Below are 17,074 nucleotides of genomic sequence, written 5' to 3' on the forward strand. Positions count from 1 at the left end.
GAGACCTCATGCGACTGACCAGGCGCACGTGCGCCCTCCTCCTGACGGCGGCACTGGCCGGTCAGGTCGCGGCCGCGCCGGCCGACGCGGCCGGACCCGCGGCCCCTGGCTCACTCACCGCTGACTTCGCCCGGGCCGCCGCCGAGTTCGACGTGCCCCGGGACCTACTGGTCGCTGTCGCCTACGGGGAGTCCCGCCTGGACGGGCACGGCGGTCTGCCCAGCCAGGCCAACGGGTACGGGGTCATGCACCTGGTCAGCAACCCCACCCAGCACAGCCTGGAGCGGGCGGCCACGCTGACTGGCGAACCGGTCGACCGCCTGCGCTCGGTCACCTCCGCCAACGTCCGCGGCGGTGCGGCGGTGCTCCGCGACCTGGCCGACGCCGAGGGGATGACCAGCGCCGCACGCGACCGGATCTCCGCCTGGTACCCGGTGGTGGCGCGGTACAGCGCCGCCGTCGACGCGTCGACCGCCCGGCTCTACGCCGACCATGTCTACGACCTGCTGCGTACCGGTATCGCCGCCGGCCCGGTACCTGTCGCGGCGCACCCACTGCGACCCGACCTCGGCCGATACGCGGGCGTCGCCCCCGCGGGCACCGCCGGGGCGAGCGTCGCGGCGGCGCTCCCGGAGTACGCGCCCGCCCGCTGGGTGCCCGCCTACGCCGGCAACTACCAGGTCGGTCGGTCGGCGCGAATCACCACTGTGGTGGTGCACGTGACGCAGGGGTCCTACGCCGGCACGGTGAGCTGGTTCCAGAACCCGTCGGCGGGGGTGAGCGCGCACTACGTGGTGAAATCGAGCAACGGCGAGATCACCCAGATGGTGCGCGAGGGCGACACCGCGTACCACGCACGCTCGGCCAATCCGTACGCGGTGGGCATCGAGCACGAGGGGTTCGTGGACAACCCGGCCTGGTTCACCGACGCCATGTACCGGTCGTCCGCCGCGCTGACCCGCTACCTCTGTGACAGGTACGGGCTGCCGAAGACCCGCGCGGCGATCAGGGGCCACAACGAGATGCCCGGCAACGATCACACCGACCCCGGTCCGAACTGGAACTGGAACTACTACATCTCCCTGGTCAACGCCGGCGGCTCGGGCGGCCGGTACCTGGCGGGGTCACCGACGGACTTCACCGGCGACGGCCGTGACGACATCGTCGCGTTCACCCGTGGCTCGCTCAACGACGTGTACGTGTCGGTGTCCACCGGCTCCTCGTTCGCCGGGACGTCGGTGAAGTGGAACGACTTCTTCGGGCTCAACGACGAGACGCTGCTGTCGGGCGATTTCAACGGCGACGGCCGCGACGACATCGTGGCGTTCACCCACGGCTCGCTCGCCGACGTGTACGTGGCGCTGTCGACCGGGTCGTCGTTCGCCGGCGCCACGAAGTGGCATGACTGGTTCGCGCCGAACTCCGAGGTCGCCGCGGTAGGGGACGTCAACGGCGACGGGCGCGACGACATCGTCGCCTTCACCCATGACGCCGCCGGGGACGTGTACGTCGCACTGTCCACCGGTTCGTCGTTCGTCGGGACAGCGCTCAAGTGGCACGAGTACTTCTCGATCGCCGGTGAGTACCCGGCGCTCGGTGACGTCAACGGCGACGGCCGCGACGACATCATCACCTTCACCCAGGGCCCGGTATCGGCATCGGACGTCATCGTCGCCCTGTCCACGGGAGCCTCGTTCGGGGCGGCACAGACCTGGCACGATTTGTTCGCCGTCGGGACGGATCAACCCCGCGTCGGGGACATCAACGGCGACGGTCGCGACGACATCGTCACGTTCACCTGCAACGCCGATGCCGACGTCTACGCCGCCGTCTCCACCGGCACCTCGTTCGTCGGCACCACGGTCAAGTGGAACGACCTCTTCTGCCTGCCCGGGGAGTTCCCCTACCTGGGTGACTACAACGGCGACGGCAAGGACGACATCGTCGCCTTCACCAAGGGCAGCTTCAACGACGTCCACGTCGGCCTGTCCACCGGCACCAGCTTTCTCGGCGCCACCAGATGGCACGACTTCTTCGGCCTGCCCAACGAGACCACCCTCTGACCCCAGGGAGACCGCACATGTTCGACGTTCCCCCGTCCGCGTCGATCAGCCAGCGCCGGCTGATCGGTGGTCACCTCCAGGACAAGAACCCCCACCGCGCCCGCTTCCACGTCGCTACCGGTCGACGCGTCTCATGCTGCGATACACCACGGTGATGATCAGGAAGAGCGTGCCGACGAGCACGAGGGTGATCACGGCGTTGACCGCCACGGGCAGGTCCTGAACGAGGTACTGCTTGACGTAGTTGCTGCCAAGGATGACGAGGACATAGATCCACCAGGGCGCCCACTTGCCGTTCTGCTGCTCTTCCCCACTCACGGATGACCTCTTTCGACCTTGGTGCCAGGACCCCCGCCGACCGCGCGACGACGCTGCATTCACTCTGGCCCCGAATGTCGGCCGTGCCATCGACACGGGGAACGAGAACGGCCTCATCAGTTGGTGCTACGACCCAAACCGGACGCCGTAGTGGCGCGAGGTGCCGGTGGGCACTTCTTCCGCCACGACCTGTTCGTCCAGGACCTCAACGGAATGCTCCGACGCCTACGCCGCGCGGGCTGACCCCCGGTAGCGTTGACGGTCATGGTCACCAGCGTCGACGTACGCCGGGCACTCGCCAGCCTCGCCGACCCACGTCGAGCCGAGGCGTCGAGCCGGTTCCTGCAGATGGTCGCCGGTGGGTACGGCGAGGGTGACCGGGCCATCGGGGTCTCCGTGCCGGAGCAGCGCAAGGTCGCCGCGCGCTACTGGCGCGACCTCGCGCTGGCCGAGACGACACGGCTGCTCAGCGGTGACGTGCACGAGGAGCGGCTGACCGCGCTCTTCATCCTGGTCCGCAAGTTCAGCACTGGCGACGAGCGGGAACGCGGCCAGATCTTCGACACCGTTCTGGCCAACACCCGCCACATCAACAACTGGGACCTGGTGGACTCGTCAGCGCCGTACATCGTCGGGCCCTGGTTGATCGACAGGGACCGGAGCGTTCTGGACCGGTTGGCCGGGTCGAGCCTGGTGTGGGACCGCCGCATCGCCATCATGGCGACGTTCGCCTTCATCAAGGTCGGTGACTTCGAGTGGACCTTCCGACTCGGGGACCGGCTCCTGCACGACCCGCACGACCTCGTCCGCAAGGCGGTGGGCTGGATGCTGCGCGAGGTGGGCAACCGGGACAGAGCGGCGGAGGAGGAGTTCCTCGCCCGCCGCTACCAGGTGATGCCACGGGTCATGCTGCGGTACGCGATCGAGAAGTTCGAACCGCGGCGTCGTCGCGAGTACCTGTCCGGCGCCGTCTAGACAGCGTCAGCGCTTGCGGCCCACCCCGCCGAAGGCGTCGATGTCGACAGGCGTGTCGACCGCGTCGTCGGGTCGCCACTGCGGGCACGGCACGACGCCGGGCTCGACCAGCTCCAGCCCGTCGAAGAAGCCGGCGATCTGGTCCGGCGAGCGCAGCGTGTACGGAGTCGCCCCGCTGTCGTTGTAGTCGTCCTGCGCCTGCTGCATCTCGGCGCTGATCAGGCTCGTGCCGTCGTTGAGTGAGAGGTAGCTGCCGCTCGGCAGCGCCGCCACCAGCTGCCGGGTGATCGAGCGGGCCGTCTCGTAGTCGGGCACGTGGCCCATCACCCCACTGAGGATGAGGCCGATCGGCTGTGCGAAGTCGAGCGTCTTGCCGGCCTCGGCGATCACCGCGGCCGGGTCGTGCAGGTCGCCGTCGATGTAGGCGGTCCGGCCCTCGGCGGTGCCCACCAGCAGAGCACGGGCGTGCACCAGCACCAGCGGGTCGCTGTCGACGTAGACGATCCGCGCCTCCGGTGCGATCCGTTGGGCCACCTCGTGGGTGTTGTTGGCGGTCGGCAGGCCGGTGCCGACGTCGAGGAACTGGCGGATGCCCGCATCGGCGGCGAGGAACATGATCGAGCGGACCAGGAACTGCCGGGAGGCCCGGGCCACGTCGACGACGCCGGGGAAGACCTGCCGGTACTGGTCCCCGGCCTCGCGGTCGACAGCGAAATTGTCCTTGCCACCGAGCCAGTAGTTCCAGATCCGCGCCGAATGCGGCACCGACGTGTCGATCTTCTGCGGACTGCCAGCCGCACCGGCTTCGGGCCGGCCGCTCGTCGACGATTCCATGGTCACGACGAAACCCCCATATGTATGCGTACGCGACGGTGTCCCCGGGACGGCCCACGTGGAGGAAGTGACCGCCCGTGACCGTGCCACGGTATAGAAGGTCGGACATCCGCACCACACCGGTCGCTCCACAGCAGACCCTGCGGCGCGACCCGCTCACGCTGAGCGGACGGCGCACACCGTCCAGCTGAGCACCGTCCCTCCCGGGAGGGAGGGCGGTCCCCTGCCAGCGGGGTTCGCCCGCCACCGGACGCCGCAAGGATCGGGTGCATGGCGGCATCGACACCAATCAGCGGTCGGGGCGTCCACGGTCTGACGTACGCAGTGCTCGGCTGGGCCGTGGCATACGGGGGCGTACGTCTGGCCTGGACGGTCGGCGAGGCTCCGGAGTTCGGACGGCTGGGGCTGGACCTGCTCGGTTTCACCGGCTGGTGGTCGGTGCTGTTGTGCGCGGCGGCGGGCGGGCTGGCGGTTGCCCTGGAGTGGGTGCCGACCTGGCGGCCCGCGCTCGCGGGGCTCGCCTGGACGGTCGCCGGGTCGCTCGTCGCGGCGGCCGCGATCCTCCTGCCGGAGCTGGTGGACTTCCTGCTGTTCACCGTCGGCCCGTACTTCGATCCGACGGCGTTCGCCAGCCGGCTCGGCTGTGTCACCGGAGCGGTCCTGCTCGCTCTGTCCACCGCGCGCTACCAGCGGCGCACCCGGGGCGACTGTCCGGACTGCTGCCGGACCGTCCGGCCGGGTGCGCGGCGCTCGACGTCCGCGCGGTGGGCGCGCTGGGCCGCGTACGCCGTGGTGGGTGGCCTCGTGACCCGGTTCGCGGCCCAGTTCGTGGTGGGATTCGACAGCGTCGACCAGGACGCCTCGGTGCTCGGGCTGGAGATCGGGCTGGTGCTGGCGGGAGTGCTGCTGCCGCTGGCGCTGGTGCACCACTGGGGTGAGGTCTGGCCCGGTTGGGTGCCGCTGGTGGCGGGCCGCGTGATTCCTCGACCGCTGCTGCTGGTGCCCGGCTTCGGGCTCGGCGCGGGCATCGTGGCCTATTTCGGGATGGGGATGGCGCAGGTGATCTCGGGCTCGCCCAGCGAGTTCTCGGACGCGTTCCTGTGGGTGGCGATCTCGGCGTACCTCGTCATGGGGTTGGGTCTGGTCGTCGCGTCCACCGACTACCACCTGCGCACACGCGGGCAGTGCAGGACCTGCGGCCGGTGACGGCACCCGCAGGCCCCGGCTCAGATGCATTGACAGGAATCGTTATACGAATTAGCTTTCTGAGATCAGCACCTGGGAGCGCTCCCAACCCCCCACCGTCCGACCGTCGCTGATTCTCACCGCAGACGAGCCCTCCCGAGGCGTGGAAACCACCACCATTTTTCCGGAGGAGACTCATGAGAAGACGAGTGACACACACCGCCCTGGTGTCGGCCGGCGCCGTCCTGCTGGCGTCGGCAGCGGTCGCCGTGGCGGTGCCGGCGGGTGCCGCGGCCGCCGGCTGTTCGGTGAACTACAGCGTGTCGTCGCAGTGGCAGGGCGGATTCGGCGCGAACGTCACCATCACCAATCTCGGTGACGCGCTGACGGGTTGGACACTGACCTGGCGCTACGACGCCGGACAGACGGTCACGCAGGCGTGGAACGCGACGGTGACCCAGAGCGGCGCCGCCGTCACCGCGAAGAATGTCGACTACAACGGTGCCCTGCCGACCAACGGGACGGTCTCGTTCGGTTTCAACGGCTCATGGACCGGCAGCAACCCCGATCCGAGCACCTTCGCGGTGAACGGGGTGGCCTGCACCGGCGCCACGACGCCGACCACGCCCCCGCCGACGGACCCGCCGCCCACAACTCCACCCCCGAACGGGCCGGCCGACATCACGGTGAACAGCGCGACCCGGTACCAGACCGTCGACGGCTTCGGGGCCGCGCAGTCCATCTGGGGCAGCGCCTGGTCGACAACCGACACCCAGACACTGGTCGGGATGGGCGCCAACCAGTTGGGGTTGTCCATCGTGCGCACCGGCCTGTCACCGGTGTCCAGCGAGTGGGCCACGCACGTGAACTCGTTGAAGACGGCGAAGTCGTACGGGTCCAACGTGAAGATCCTCGCCTCGCCGTGGACCGCCCCGGCGGCGTGGAAGACGAACAACAGTCGGGTCAACGGCGGCAAGCTGAAGACCGACTACTACGACGACTACGCCAACCACCTGAACAGCTACGTGCAGTACATGCGCGGCCAGGGCGTGACCGTCGACGTCACGTCGGTGCAGAACGAGCCCGACTGGCACCCGGACTACGACTCGATGGACTGGAGCGGCACCGAGCTACGCACCTTCGTCCGCGACCAGGGCGCGAGGGTGCAGAACACCAAGCTGATGGTCGCCGAAGCGGTGAACATGAACTACACCTTCACCGACCCGACCCTCAACGACGCGACAGCCCGCAACAACATCGGCTACATCGGCGGGCACCTGTACGGCACCGAGGAGTCGGGCCGACTGCGGCCGTACTCCCTGGCGGAGCAGCACAACAAGCCGGTGTGGATGACCGAGTGGAACCTGCACGCCGCCGACGGGGGCGGCTCCAACATCTGGGGCAACCCCGCCAACACGGCGGTCTGGAACGAGACGCTCGACGACATCATGCGCACCGTGCACAAGTCGATGGAGGCCAACTGGAACGCCTACATCTGGTGGTACGGCAAGCGCTACTACTCCTTCATCGGTGACGGCGAGTCGGCGTACGGCACCGTCGCGGGCGCCCCCCTCAAGCGCGGGTACGCCTTCTCCCAGTACGCCAAGTACGTGCGTCCCGGCTACCAGCGGGTCGCCCTGACCAAGAGCACGAAGGCCTCGCCACTGGAGGTGACCGCCTACCAGGGCGACGGGAAGATCACCCTGGTGATCCTGAACCGCTCGAACAGCGCGGTCAACAACGCCGTGATCCAGGCACCGCAGAACGTCACCCGGGCCGAGCACTACCTCACCTCGCAGAACGCCAACGCGGCCAGCCAACCGACCACCGTCAACGGCGGTCAGGCCACCATCAACGTCGGCGCGCGCAGCATCTCCACTGTGGTGTTCACCCTCTGAGCACCTGGACCATCGTCGTCGCCGGGGGCCCCGGTCATCCGCCGGGGCTCCCGCCCGATCGCGTAGCCCACCCAGGTCAGCCGCCGGCCCCGGCCGGCGGCGCCGTGCTCTGCCGCACCACGAGCTTGGGGACGACCAGCGGTAGGCGCTGCGGCACCGTGTCGTCGATGGCCTGGGTGACAGCGGTGATAGCCCGACGACCGACAGCGTCGAAATCCTGCTGGACCGTCGTCAACGGCGGGATGAGGTAGGGCGCCTCGGGGACGTCGTCGAATCCGACGACGGAGATGTCGTGCGGCACCCGCCGGCCGCGCTCGTGCAACGCACGCAGCACGCCGATGGCCATCTGGTCGTTGGCGGCGAACACCGCGGTGGTCGCGCGCATCGCACCGATCCGCAGCCCGGCGACGTAGCCGCTGTGCGCCCGCCAGTCGCCCTCGACCGGCTCCGGCGGGCGCAGGCCCGCCGCGCTCATCGCCTGACGCCAACCCGTGAGGCGGGCGCGGGCCTCGGCCCAGTTGAGCGGGCCACTCACGTGCACGATCTCCCGGTGCCCGAGGTCGAGGAGGTGCTCGGTGGCCATCCGGGCACCGAGCACCTGGTCGACACCGACCGTCACGCTGGCCCGGGACAGGTCGCCCTCCACCACGACGAAGGGGACACTCGAGCGCGTCATCCGCACCACCTCGAGAGCCTCGTCGTTGCCGGCGATCATCACGACGCCCTCCACGCCGACGCGCATGAGGTGTTCGGTGGCGTCGCTGAGCGCCCGTACCGTCACCTCGGAAAGGCTCACCGAGGTGGCGAAGTAGCCGGCCGCGCGGGCGGCGTCCTCGACGCTGCGGTGGATGCTCGTCGGGCCGAACAGCGTCCGGGCCGTGCCGATGATGCCGATCATCCCGGACCGCCCGCGCACCAACGCACGGGCGGCCGTGTTGGGGCGGTAGTCGAGCCGACGGATGGCCTCCAGGACCCGTTCCCGCGTCTCGCGCCTGATGCTGGGTGCCCCGTTGATGACCCGGGAAACCGTCTGGTGTGACACGCCCGCCAGGCGAGCGACGTCGGCCATGACCGGTGGCCGGTCGGCCCCTGTCACAGCGGCCTTTGCGTGAACTCGCACTGGCGGGCCGTCCGTTCTTCCATGGGATCAGTTCCTCGTGGACCTCGTCCGTCCGTGGTCGTCAGTGTGAGTGACGGGGCACCGCGCTGCCGCTGCCACCGACGAGAAAGTCGAGGTCGGCGCCGCTGTCGGCCTGCAGGACGTGCTCGCTGTACAGCCGTACCCAACCCCGGTCGGCCACCGGCTGCGGAGGCTGCCAGGCGGCGCGGCGCTGGGCCAGTTCCCCGTCGTCGACCAGGAGATCCAGCCGGCGCGTCGGGACATCGACGGAGATCAGGTCACCGGTACGGACCAGCGCGAGCGGGCCACCCACTGACGCCTCCGGTGCCACGTGCAGGATGCAGGTGCCGTAGCCGGTGCCGCTCATCCGGGCGTCGGAGATCCGCACCATGTCCGTGATGCCGTCGGCGAGCAGTCGTCGTGGCATGGGCACGTTGCCCACCTCCGGGAAGCCGGGGTAACCCCGTGGGCCGGCGTTGCGGACGACGATCACCGTGTCGGGGGTGACGTCGAGGTCCGGGTCGTCGGCGGCGGCGACGTACTCCTCGATCCGGTCGAAGACCAGCGCCGGGCCGGTGTGCGTGAGGAGGTTCGCGGAGGCGGCGGAGACCTTCAACACCGCACCGGACGGCGCGAGCGACCCGCGCAGCACCACGGTGCCCGAGCCGGCGGGCTGGAACGGCTCCTCCAGGGTGCCGATGACGTCCCGGTTCCAGCACTGGGCGCCGTCGACGTTCTCCGCCACGCTCCTGCCGCTGACGGTGACGTGATCCATGTGCAGCAGCGGGGCCAACTCCTTCATCACCACCGGCAGGCCGCCCGCGTAGGCGAAGTCCTCCATCAGGTACGCCCCCGACGGCATCAGGTTGACGAGCATCGGCACGTCGGCGGTGAGTGTGTCGAAGTCCGCCAACGACAGCGGGACGCCGAGGCGTCCGGCGATCGCGAGCAGGTGGACGACCGCGTTGGTGGAGCCGCCGATCGCGGCGTTGACCCGTACCGCGTTCTCGAATGCCTGCCTGGTGAGCACGGAGGACAGCCGTTGGTCCTGTTCGACCATGGCGACGATCCGGCGTCCGGCAGCGTGCGCGAGCGCGTACCGCCGCGAGTCGACCGCCGGCACGGCGGCCGCCCCCGGCAGTTGCACGCCCAGCGCCTCTGTCACGCAGGCCATCGTGGAGGCGGTACCCATGGTCATACAGTGCCCCCGGCTGCGGGACATGCCGACCTCCGCCTCGGAGCAGTCGGCAGCGGTCATCCGGCCGGCCCGCATCTCCTCGGTGAAGCGCCACACGACGGTGCCCGAGCCGATGTCCTGACCCCGGAACTTGCCGTTGAGCATCGGGCCGCCGGTCAGCATCAGGGTCGGCAGGTCGACGCTCGCCGCTCCCATCAGCAAACCGGGGGTGGTCTTGTCACAGCCGGAGAGCAGGACCACCCCGTCGAGCGGGTTGGCGCGGACCGACTCCTCCAACTCCATCGCCAGCAGGTTGCGGTAGAGCATGGTCGTGGGTCGCATGAGCGGCTCGCCCAGGCTCATCGCCGGAAACTCCAGCGGCAGGCCGCCGCTCTCCCACACCCCCCGCTTCACCGATTCGGCCAGGTCGCGCAGGTGGGCGTTGCAGGGCGTCAGCTCCGACCAGGTGGTGGCGATGCCGATCACCGGGCGACCGTCGAACACGTCGTCCGCGAAACCCTGATTGCGCATCCAGGACCGGTGGATGAACCCGTTGCGGCCCTCCGCACCGAACCACTCCCCGCTGCGCAGCGGTCGATTCGTCGTCGACATCAGCACACCTCTCTGTCATCCGTCCGGCCGCGTCCAGTGCGGCGATCCATGCGCGTGTGGTGCGTTGGCTGGTGGCGTGGCCTACCGGAGGCCTCCGACGGACAGGCCGCCGCGCCAGTGTCGTTGGAGGCTGAAGAACGCGATGATCAGTGGGATCACCGACACCAGGGAGCCCAGGATGATGAGGCTCCACAGCGAGGTGGTTCCCGCGTTGTTCGCCGACGCGATTCCCTGCCAGAGGCCGAGGCCCACGGTGACCGGGAAGAGCCGGTTGTCGGAGAGCATGGCCAGGGGCAGGAAGTAGTTGTTCCAGGACGCCACCGCCGACAGCAGCAGCACGGTGACCACCGCGGGACGCATCAGTGGAAGGGCGATCTGGAAGAACGTCCGCAGCTCCCCCGCACCGTCGACCCGCGCCGCGTCCAGGAGCTCGTCGGGAACCGCGTCGCGCGCGTACACGTGCATCAGGTAGACACCGAACGGGTTGAGCAGCGACGGGAGGATCACCGCCCAGACCGTGTTCGTCAGGCCGAGCCGGGAGAACATGATGAAGGTCGGGATGACCAGGGCGGTGGCGGGCACCATCAGCGCGCCGAGCACGACGGCGAAGCTGAAGCGTCGGGCCGCGAACCGGTACTTGGCGAACCCGTAGCCGGCCATGACCGCGAGGACCGTGGCGCCGACTCCGCCGGCGATGGCGTACAGGGTGGAGTTGAGGATCCACCGCAGGTAGATGCCGCCGTCGTAGGTGAAGAGCTGCCTGAGGTTGCCGAGGTAGTCGATCTGGTCGGTGAACCAGAGGGTGTTGCCGCCGCCGAACAGGCCGGGCGCGTCCTTGGAGCTGTTGACGATGACCCACCAGAACGGTACGAGGAAGTAGATCACCAGGAAGCCGAGCAGGATCTGCATCGGGAGATAGCGCTGCGGTCGGCGGGCGCCGGCGCGGAGGCTGCTGTGGTCGGTCATCAGAGGAAGCTCCTCCGCTTGCGGGTGAAGAACAGGAAGGCGTACACGCAGATGAACACGATCCCGCCGAGGGCGAAGGAGATCGCGGACCCGTAGTTGAAGTTGGCGAGCGAGAACGCCTGCTGGTACGCGTACATGTTCGGGGTGAAGTCCGAGCCGATCGTGCCCGCGGCGAGGTAACGCAGGATCTGCGGTTCGTTGAAGAACTGCAGGGTGCCGATGAGCGAGAAGACCAGGATCAGGATCAGCGCCGGCGCGATCAGCGGGATCTTGATCCGCGTCGCGATCTGCCACCGTCCGGCGCCGTCCATCCGGGCCGCCTCGTAGAGCGTCGGATCGACGCCCTGCAGGGCCGCGTACAGGATGATCATGTAGTAGCCGGCCCACTGCCAGGTGACGACGTTGAGCAGCCCGTAGAAGATCAGGTCGCTGCCGAGGAAGTCGGGAGCGGTGGCGCCGAAGAGCCCGAAGATGTCGGTGAGCGGGCCGAAGCCCCGGCTGTAGAGGAAGCCCCACATCACCGCGCCAATGACCGTCGGGATGGCGTACGGAAGAAAGATCATGAGGCGGGAGAAGCGGGCGAACAGAGTGGTCACCGAGTCCAGGATGAGCGCCATCGCGAGCGCGATGATGATCTGCACCGGGATCGAGACGAGCGAGAAGCGGATGACGAACCACGCCCCGGACAGGAAGCTCGGGTCGGTGAACGCCTTCACGTAGTTGTCGAAGAGGACGAAGCTGGTGCCGCCGATCAGCTTCTTCTGAAAGAGGCTGAGATACAGCGCGTACGCCAGCGGCGCGATGAGGAACGCCAGGAACACGACCCCGAACGGCCCGACGAAGAGCCATCCCATCAGGTGCTCGCGAAGGTGTACCTTGCCACGGATCGTGCGCGTCTCAGGCTGTGTACGCGCTGCGCGCTTCTCGGTCAGGGATGTCATTGCGGTCTCCGGGACGTGGACGCTGAGGGGGGAGGGTGGGCCGGCCGAGCGGTGCCGGCGCGGCCCACCCAGCTGGTCACTGAACGGTGAAGCCTTGTTCCTTGGCGTACTTCGCCACGTCCTCCTGGAGCCGGTCGGCTGCCTGCGATCCGGTGATGGACCCCTTGATGACCTCGCTGACCTGCTTTTCCATCGCGTCGAGGTAGTACTGGCCGAAGGGGGCGTACTGGACGCCCTGGTAGGCGTCGGCGGCCGGGACGTAGACCTCCTTGTTCGCCTGCTGGCCGCCGAAGAACGCCACCTTCAGGTCGACGAAGGCGGGATCCTTGAGCGCCGTGAGGTTCAGCGGGAAGATGATCTGGTTGGTCCAGCCGTCGGTGAGCGACTCCTTGTCGGCGTAGAGCCCGTAGGCGACCTTCGCGGCCAGCTCCGGCTTCTTCGCCTGCTTGGTCACCGAGAACGCCGACCCGCCCCAGTTCACCTGCACCGGGTTGGCCGGGTCCCACTGCGGCAGCGGCGCCACCGCGAACTTGCCGGTGTCCTGGCCCTTGCCGACGCCCGCGCCGGTGAGGTAGCCGGGTGCCCACGCCGCCGAGATGTACGTCGCGTAGTTGCCGTTGATCACGCCGGAGATGTACTCCGGGGTGAACTGGTTCTGCGTGCCGACCAGGCCCTTCTTGGCCAGGCCACCCCAGTAGTCCAGCACGTCCTTGGACGCCTGGTCGTTGAGCTTCACACCGATGGCGTTCGGCTGCGCCGGATCGGAGGTGAAGGGCGTGGCGCCCTTCTGGATCTGGAGCGCCATCAGGACCGCCGGCACGTTGGCGCCGAAGTCCCCGAAGAGCGGACCACCGGCGTCCTTGACCTTCTGCGCGGCCTGCTCGTACTCGGCCCAGGTCTTCGGCGGCGTGATCTTGTACTTGTCGAAGATGTCCTTGCGGTAGATCATGCCCATCGGGCCGCCGTCGACCGGGACGCCGTAGACCGCGTCACCGACCGACACGTCCTTCCAGGCACCCTCGCTGTAGTTGGCCTTGACCGCGTCGTAGCCGTACTTCTTGATGTCGACGAGCGCGCCCTGGATCTGGAAGGTCGGGATGCGGTCCGCCTCGACCATGATCACGTCGGGCGCCCCGGTGCCCGCCGAGATGGCCGTCTGGAACTTGTCGTACTCGTCCCCGCCCTGCCCGACGTTGGTCCAGCAGACCTGCACCTCGTTGTTCAGCTTGTTGAAGTTGTCGACGACGAGTTGGGTGTTGGGGTACCAACCCCACATCGTCACGACCGGCAGGTCCTTCTTGGTGATGGTGTTGGTGCAATTGCTCGCGTCGCTGCCGCCCTCGTCGGAGGAGCAGGCCGCGAGGCCGGTCCCGACCGCGAGCATGGCAACCGTGGCGAGTATCCGTCTTCTCTTCATTGAGGTGGTTCCCTTCGGGTGGCGGTGCGGGGGGCGGCCGTGCCGTGGCGGGCGCCACCGGGGCAGGAAACCTGCTCCCGGTGGCGTCGCCTGGAACGGCTCCTAGCGCTTGAACAGACGCGGCGCCAGGTCGATGAGGTTCTTCTGCCACACGTCCCAGCCGTGCGGCCCGGGGGTGACCCCGTCGAACTCGTAGCGGATACCGAGGTTGTCCATCGTGGTCAGCGAGGCCATGAAGCTCGGGTAGACGAAGTCGGTCTGGTCACCGACGTACAGGCGCAGCATCTTGGTGCCGTTGTTGATCGCCGCCGCGTCGACGCCGGTGCTGCTGCCGAACCCGGCCGAGAAGGCCGCCACGTAGGCGAACTCACCCGGGTAGGCCTTCAGCACCCCGAACGCCTGCCCGCCGCCCATCGACAGGCCGGCGAGGGCCTGCTGGGACGGGTCGCTGGAGATGTGGTAGCGGGCACGGGCCGTCGGAACGATGTTCTCCCGCAACTCCCTGTTGAAGTTCGAGGAGTTGCCGTTGCCCATCACGACCACCATCGGCGTGAGATCACCGTCGAGGAACTGGTGGTCGAGGATCTGCTTGGCCCGGCCCATCTCGACCCAGTCGGTGTAGTTCTGGCCGCCACCGTGCTGCAGGTAGAGGACGGGGTACGGCTGCTCCCGGCCGGGGTCGTACCCGGGTGGGGTCCACACCAGCGCGGTGCGGTCCTGACCGGCCACGGTGCTGGAGTAGGTCATGCTCTCGACAGTTCCGCCCTGACCGGCGGGCACGTCCGACAGCAGTCGGGCGCCGGGCCCGGGGATGAAGAAGGTGCTCCACATCGGTTCGGTGGTCACCTTCGTCGGGTTGGAGGTGTCCTTGACCGCGACCCGGTCCACGATCAGCCGGTAGTAGTAGAACCAGGGCTCCAGTGGGCCCACTGTCGCCCGCCACCGGTCACCGTCGCGGTGCAGCGGCAGTCGCAGCCAGCTGCCGCCCGGCGCGACGTTCGCCCAGACCGTGACGTGCTGGGCGGCGGTGAACTCGGTGGTCGTCTCGAAGGTGACGAACCCGTCCTCGGTGACGAAGGGCGTCGGGGTGGTGCCGGCCGGAGGTGGCGTGAACTCTCGCTTGAGCGGCTGGTGACCGGGGCTCGGCCCGTGGTCGCGCACGTCGCGGAACAGTCGCGGCAGGAAGTCGACGAGGTTTTCCTGCCAGGTGGTCCAGTTCGCGCCGCCGTCCGGGTTGACCCCGTCGAACTCGAACCGGACGTCGGCGCGGTCCAGCGCCTTCGTCAGGCGGTAGGTGGCGTTGTACGCGGGATCGGTGACGTTGCCCGTGTACAGGCGCAGCAACCTGGTGCCGCGGTTGATCGCCCTGGCGTCCTTCCGGTCGATCTCCGGAGCCGACCTGCCCGAGAACCAGCCGACGTGACCGAACTGGCCCGGCTTGGTGAGGGCGGCCCGCAACGCCTGCGTGCCGCCGTCGGACACACCCGCGATCGCCTGGTGCGCCGGGTCGCGAAGGACCCGGTAGGTGTCGGTGACCGCCTTGCGGAGGTCCTTCAACTCCTTGTGGTCCGAAACGTCGGCGTTGTTCATCACCACGACCATCGGGCTCATCGCGCCCGAGGCCGAGAGGTTGTCGAGGATCTGCTTGGACCGACCGAGATCGAGCCAGTCGGTGGCGGCGACACCGTCACCCGACTGCAGGAAGAGCGCCGGGTAACCGTTCGGACCCTTGGCCGCGTAACCCGGTGGCGTCCAGACCACCGCGGAGCGCTGCGCGTTCCCGGTGCGGTAGGTCAGCGTCTCGATCTTTCCGCCGGTGCCCGCTGGCGCGTCGACAAGCCACCGCGCCGAGTCACCAGCGACGAGGAAGGTGCTCAGCAGCGGGTCGGACGCGACACCGGTGCTGTTCGTCGGGTCCTTGATGGTCAAGGTGTCGTCCGCGGTGAGCTGGTAGTTGTACAGCCCCGGCTCCAGCGCGCCGAGAACGCCCGACCAGACGTCACCCCGGCGGGTCAGACCAAACTCCGCCCAGCTGGCGGACGGCCCGAAGTTTCCCTCGACGACGACCTGCGAGACGGTGCCCAGCTTCTCCTGGACGTACGCCGCCGGGACGGTGAACGAGGCGTAGCGGTCCTCGGAGACGTCCAGCCACGGCGTGTCCGCCGCTGCCGGCTGCGGCGCGAGGAGAACCGCCGCGGTGGCGATGACTCCGGCGGTGAACGCCGCCGAGAGCCGTCGACGCACGCCCGGACGGCGTAAGCGCCCATGATACTGTTCGGTAGTCACGCTCCACTCCTTTCATGTGCCGGCAGCGGATGCGACCCGACTGACCGGCTCAACTCAACGGTGGATCTGGCCGTGTGTGCTGCGTGCACCTCCTTCAGGCTGCTGCCACGGGCACAGCCGACCTGATCGCTCTGTCGGGAGCGATCAGGCGTGCGCGCCCATGGGCGGATGTCATGGTCGTGCCGCGCTCGTCGGTGGTGCGGTCGAGCTGCGCACGACGAGGTTGGTCGGGAGCACGATCTGGCGTGGCTCGTCCCACTCGCCGGTCACCAGTGACTTCAGCATCCGGGCGGCTTCGTACCCGAGCTGGTACATCGACTGGTCCACAGTGGTCAGACCCGGCTCCGTCAACGCCGACTCGGGAATGTTGTCGAACCCGACGACGGACAGGTCCCCCGGAACGGAGAACCCCAACTCGCGGGCGACCTCGAGGACCTTGAGGGCCATCCCGTCGCTCGCCGCGAAGATCGCCGATGGCGGGTCCGGTCGTTGCAGCAGAACCCGCGCCAGGGGGGTCGCCGACTCCGGGTTGAAATCCCCTCGACCGATCAGCGACGGATCGACCGGCACGCCGGCGGCGGTCAGCGCGGCCCGGTATCCCTCCTCCCGCGACCAGGCCGAGGCCAGACTGTCGCGCCCGGCGATGAACCCGATGCGCCGGTGGCCCAGCCCGAGCAGGTGCTCGGCAGCGGTGGTGGCGCCCGCGAGGTTGTCGGCCATCACCGACGGCGCCGTCGAGCCCCGCACCGGGTCGATGGCCACGACCGGCGTGCGGCTGCGGACCTCACCCCAGGGCGTGACGACGATGCACCCGTCGGTGAGGGTGCCGGACAGCCGAGTGAGGTGCCGCTGCTCCCAGCCCTCCGAATAGGAGCCGTAGAGGTCGCTGTTGGCGTAGATGATCAGATCGAAGCCGGAGCGGCTCAGCGCCTTCATGACGCCCTTGAGCACCTCTGCCGTGTACGACTGGAAGCTGTGCGCGACGAGACCCAGAACGTTGGTGCGGCTGCGCCGAAGGCTGGTGGCCACCAGACTCGACTCGTAGCCGAGTTGGTCGATGGCGGAGCGGACCTGAGCGACTGTGCGAGCGCTGACGCCGTAATGCCCGTTGACGACGCGCGAGACGGTGGCGGTGGAAACGCCGGCGACTCGGGCGACATCACTCATTGTTACCGGCGTATTGGCTTCAATCATGCCCGCTCTCTCTGGACTGCAATCGTTATCGGTTACGTTTCCAGGATGTTGCCAACGTAACGGAGAACGATTACGAACACAAGACCTC

The 17,074-nt window shown here is 68.6% G+C and carries 13 protein-coding genes; 4 read left to right on the forward strand and 9 right to left on the reverse strand.

All coding sequences use genetic code 11. The annotated features are described in order from the left end of the window. The first annotated feature begins 8 nt into the window (after positions 1-8). Complete coding sequence (locus tag AB0C03_RS24600; protein WP_357639043.1) at positions 9-2,063, forward strand: N-acetylmuramoyl-L-alanine amidase; 2,055 nt, start codon at positions 9-11, stop codon at positions 2,061-2,063. Between the two features lie 114 nt (positions 2,064-2,177). Here AB0C03_RS24600 and AB0C03_RS24605 read toward each other — a convergent pair whose 3' ends face one another. Then, positions 2,178-2,381 (reverse strand): hypothetical protein, encoded by a 204-nt coding sequence (locus AB0C03_RS24605; protein WP_030330579.1) that lies wholly within the window; start codon positions 2,379-2,381, stop codon positions 2,178-2,180. Positions 2,382-2,645: 264 nt separating this feature from the next. On the opposite strand from AB0C03_RS24605, the gene AB0C03_RS24610 reads away from it, so the two are divergent. Continuing rightward, positions 2,646-3,356 (forward strand): DNA alkylation repair protein, encoded by a 711-nt coding sequence (locus AB0C03_RS24610; RefSeq protein WP_210858003.1) that lies wholly within the window; start codon positions 2,646-2,648, stop codon positions 3,354-3,356. A gap of 6 nt (positions 3,357-3,362) precedes the next feature. On the opposite strand, the gene AB0C03_RS24615 is transcribed toward AB0C03_RS24610, so the two are convergent. Continuing rightward, complete coding sequence (locus tag AB0C03_RS24615) at positions 3,363-4,196, reverse strand: SAM-dependent methyltransferase (protein ID WP_374224179.1); 834 nt, start codon at positions 4,194-4,196, stop codon at positions 3,363-3,365. A 264-nt stretch (positions 4,197-4,460) separates the two neighbouring features. Between AB0C03_RS24615 and AB0C03_RS24620 the strand changes: the two genes are divergently transcribed. After that, positions 4,461-5,396, forward strand: a complete 936-nt coding sequence (locus AB0C03_RS24620; RefSeq protein WP_210858004.1) for a hypothetical protein — start codon at positions 4,461-4,463, stop codon at positions 5,394-5,396. A 176-nt stretch (positions 5,397-5,572) separates the two neighbouring features. Next, complete coding sequence (locus tag AB0C03_RS24625) at positions 5,573-7,273, forward strand: cellulose binding domain-containing protein (protein WP_357639046.1); 1,701 nt, start codon at positions 5,573-5,575, stop codon at positions 7,271-7,273. Between the two features lie 76 nt (positions 7,274-7,349). Here AB0C03_RS24625 and AB0C03_RS24630 read toward each other — a convergent pair whose 3' ends face one another. The 7 genes from AB0C03_RS24630 to AB0C03_RS24660 form a co-directional block, all read right to left on the reverse strand. Then, positions 7,350-8,342 carry a LacI family DNA-binding transcriptional regulator gene (locus tag AB0C03_RS24630; protein ID WP_030330588.1) on the reverse strand — a complete coding sequence of 331 codons (993 nt, stop codon included), beginning with the start codon at positions 8,340-8,342 and terminating at the stop codon, positions 7,350-7,352. A gap of 112 nt (positions 8,343-8,454) precedes the next feature. After that, positions 8,455-10,182: an IlvD/Edd family dehydratase gene (locus AB0C03_RS24635; protein ID WP_030330589.1), complete on the reverse strand. Its 1,728-nt coding sequence runs from the start codon at positions 10,180-10,182 to the stop codon at positions 8,455-8,457. Positions 10,183-10,263: 81 nt separating this feature from the next. Then, positions 10,264-11,148, reverse strand: coding sequence for a carbohydrate ABC transporter permease (locus tag AB0C03_RS24640; RefSeq protein ID WP_030330592.1), 885 nt, complete (start codon positions 11,146-11,148; stop codon positions 10,264-10,266). After that, positions 11,148-12,002: a carbohydrate ABC transporter permease gene (locus AB0C03_RS24645; protein ID WP_245233584.1), complete on the reverse strand. Its 855-nt coding sequence runs from the start codon at positions 12,000-12,002 to the stop codon at positions 11,148-11,150. The genes AB0C03_RS24640 and AB0C03_RS24645 overlap by 1 nt, the downstream gene beginning before the upstream one ends. Positions 12,003-12,165: 163 nt before the next feature. Beyond that, positions 12,166-13,506 carry an ABC transporter substrate-binding protein gene (locus AB0C03_RS24650; RefSeq protein WP_357639050.1) on the reverse strand — a complete coding sequence of 447 codons (1,341 nt, stop codon included), beginning with the start codon at positions 13,504-13,506 and terminating at the stop codon, positions 12,166-12,168. A 102-nt stretch (positions 13,507-13,608) separates the two neighbouring features. Beyond that, positions 13,609-15,750, reverse strand: a complete 2,142-nt coding sequence (locus tag AB0C03_RS24655; RefSeq protein WP_357639052.1) for an alpha/beta hydrolase — start codon at positions 15,748-15,750, stop codon at positions 13,609-13,611. A gap of 213 nt (positions 15,751-15,963) precedes the next feature. Continuing rightward, on the reverse strand, positions 15,964-16,959 hold the full coding sequence (locus AB0C03_RS24660; RefSeq protein ID WP_357639054.1) for a LacI family DNA-binding transcriptional regulator: 996 nt from the start codon (positions 16,957-16,959) through the stop codon (positions 15,964-15,966). Between the last annotated feature and the right edge of the window lie 115 nt (positions 16,960-17,074).

Source organism: Micromonospora parva (assembly GCF_040649675.1).
GTDB classification, from domain to species: domain Bacteria; phylum Actinomycetota; class Actinomycetes; order Mycobacteriales; family Micromonosporaceae; genus Micromonospora; species Micromonospora parva.

Excerpts from the sequence above, each read along its gene's own strand:
- AB0C03_RS24600 (WP_357639043.1), top strand. The coding sequence starts at position 9 with ATGCGACTGACCAGGCGCACGTGCGCCCTCCTCCTGACGGCGGCACTG.
- AB0C03_RS24610 (WP_210858003.1), top strand. The coding sequence starts at position 2,646 with ATGGTCACCAGCGTCGACGTACGCCGGGCACTCGCCAGCCTCGCCGAC.
- AB0C03_RS24620 (WP_210858004.1), top strand. The coding sequence starts at position 4,461 with ATGGCGGCATCGACACCAATCAGCGGTCGGGGCGTCCACGGTCTGACG.
- AB0C03_RS24625 (WP_357639046.1), top strand. The coding sequence starts at position 5,573 with ATGAGAAGACGAGTGACACACACCGCCCTGGTGTCGGCCGGCGCCGTC.
- AB0C03_RS24630 (WP_030330588.1), bottom strand. The coding sequence starts at position 8,342 with ATGGCCGACGTCGCTCGCCTGGCGGGCGTGTCACACCAGACGGTTTCC.
- AB0C03_RS24635 (WP_030330589.1), bottom strand. The coding sequence starts at position 10,182 with ATGTCGACGACGAATCGACCGCTGCGCAGCGGGGAGTGGTTCGGTGCG.
- AB0C03_RS24640 (WP_030330592.1), bottom strand. The coding sequence starts at position 11,148 with ATGACCGACCACAGCAGCCTCCGCGCCGGCGCCCGCCGACCGCAGCGC.
- AB0C03_RS24645 (WP_245233584.1), bottom strand. The coding sequence starts at position 12,002 with ATGGGATGGCTCTTCGTCGGGCCGTTCGGGGTCGTGTTCCTGGCGTTC.
- AB0C03_RS24650 (WP_357639050.1), bottom strand. The coding sequence starts at position 13,506 with ATGAAGAGAAGACGGATACTCGCCACGGTTGCCATGCTCGCGGTCGGG.
- AB0C03_RS24660 (WP_357639054.1), bottom strand. The coding sequence starts at position 16,959 with ATGAGTGATGTCGCCCGAGTCGCCGGCGTTTCCACCGCCACCGTCTCG.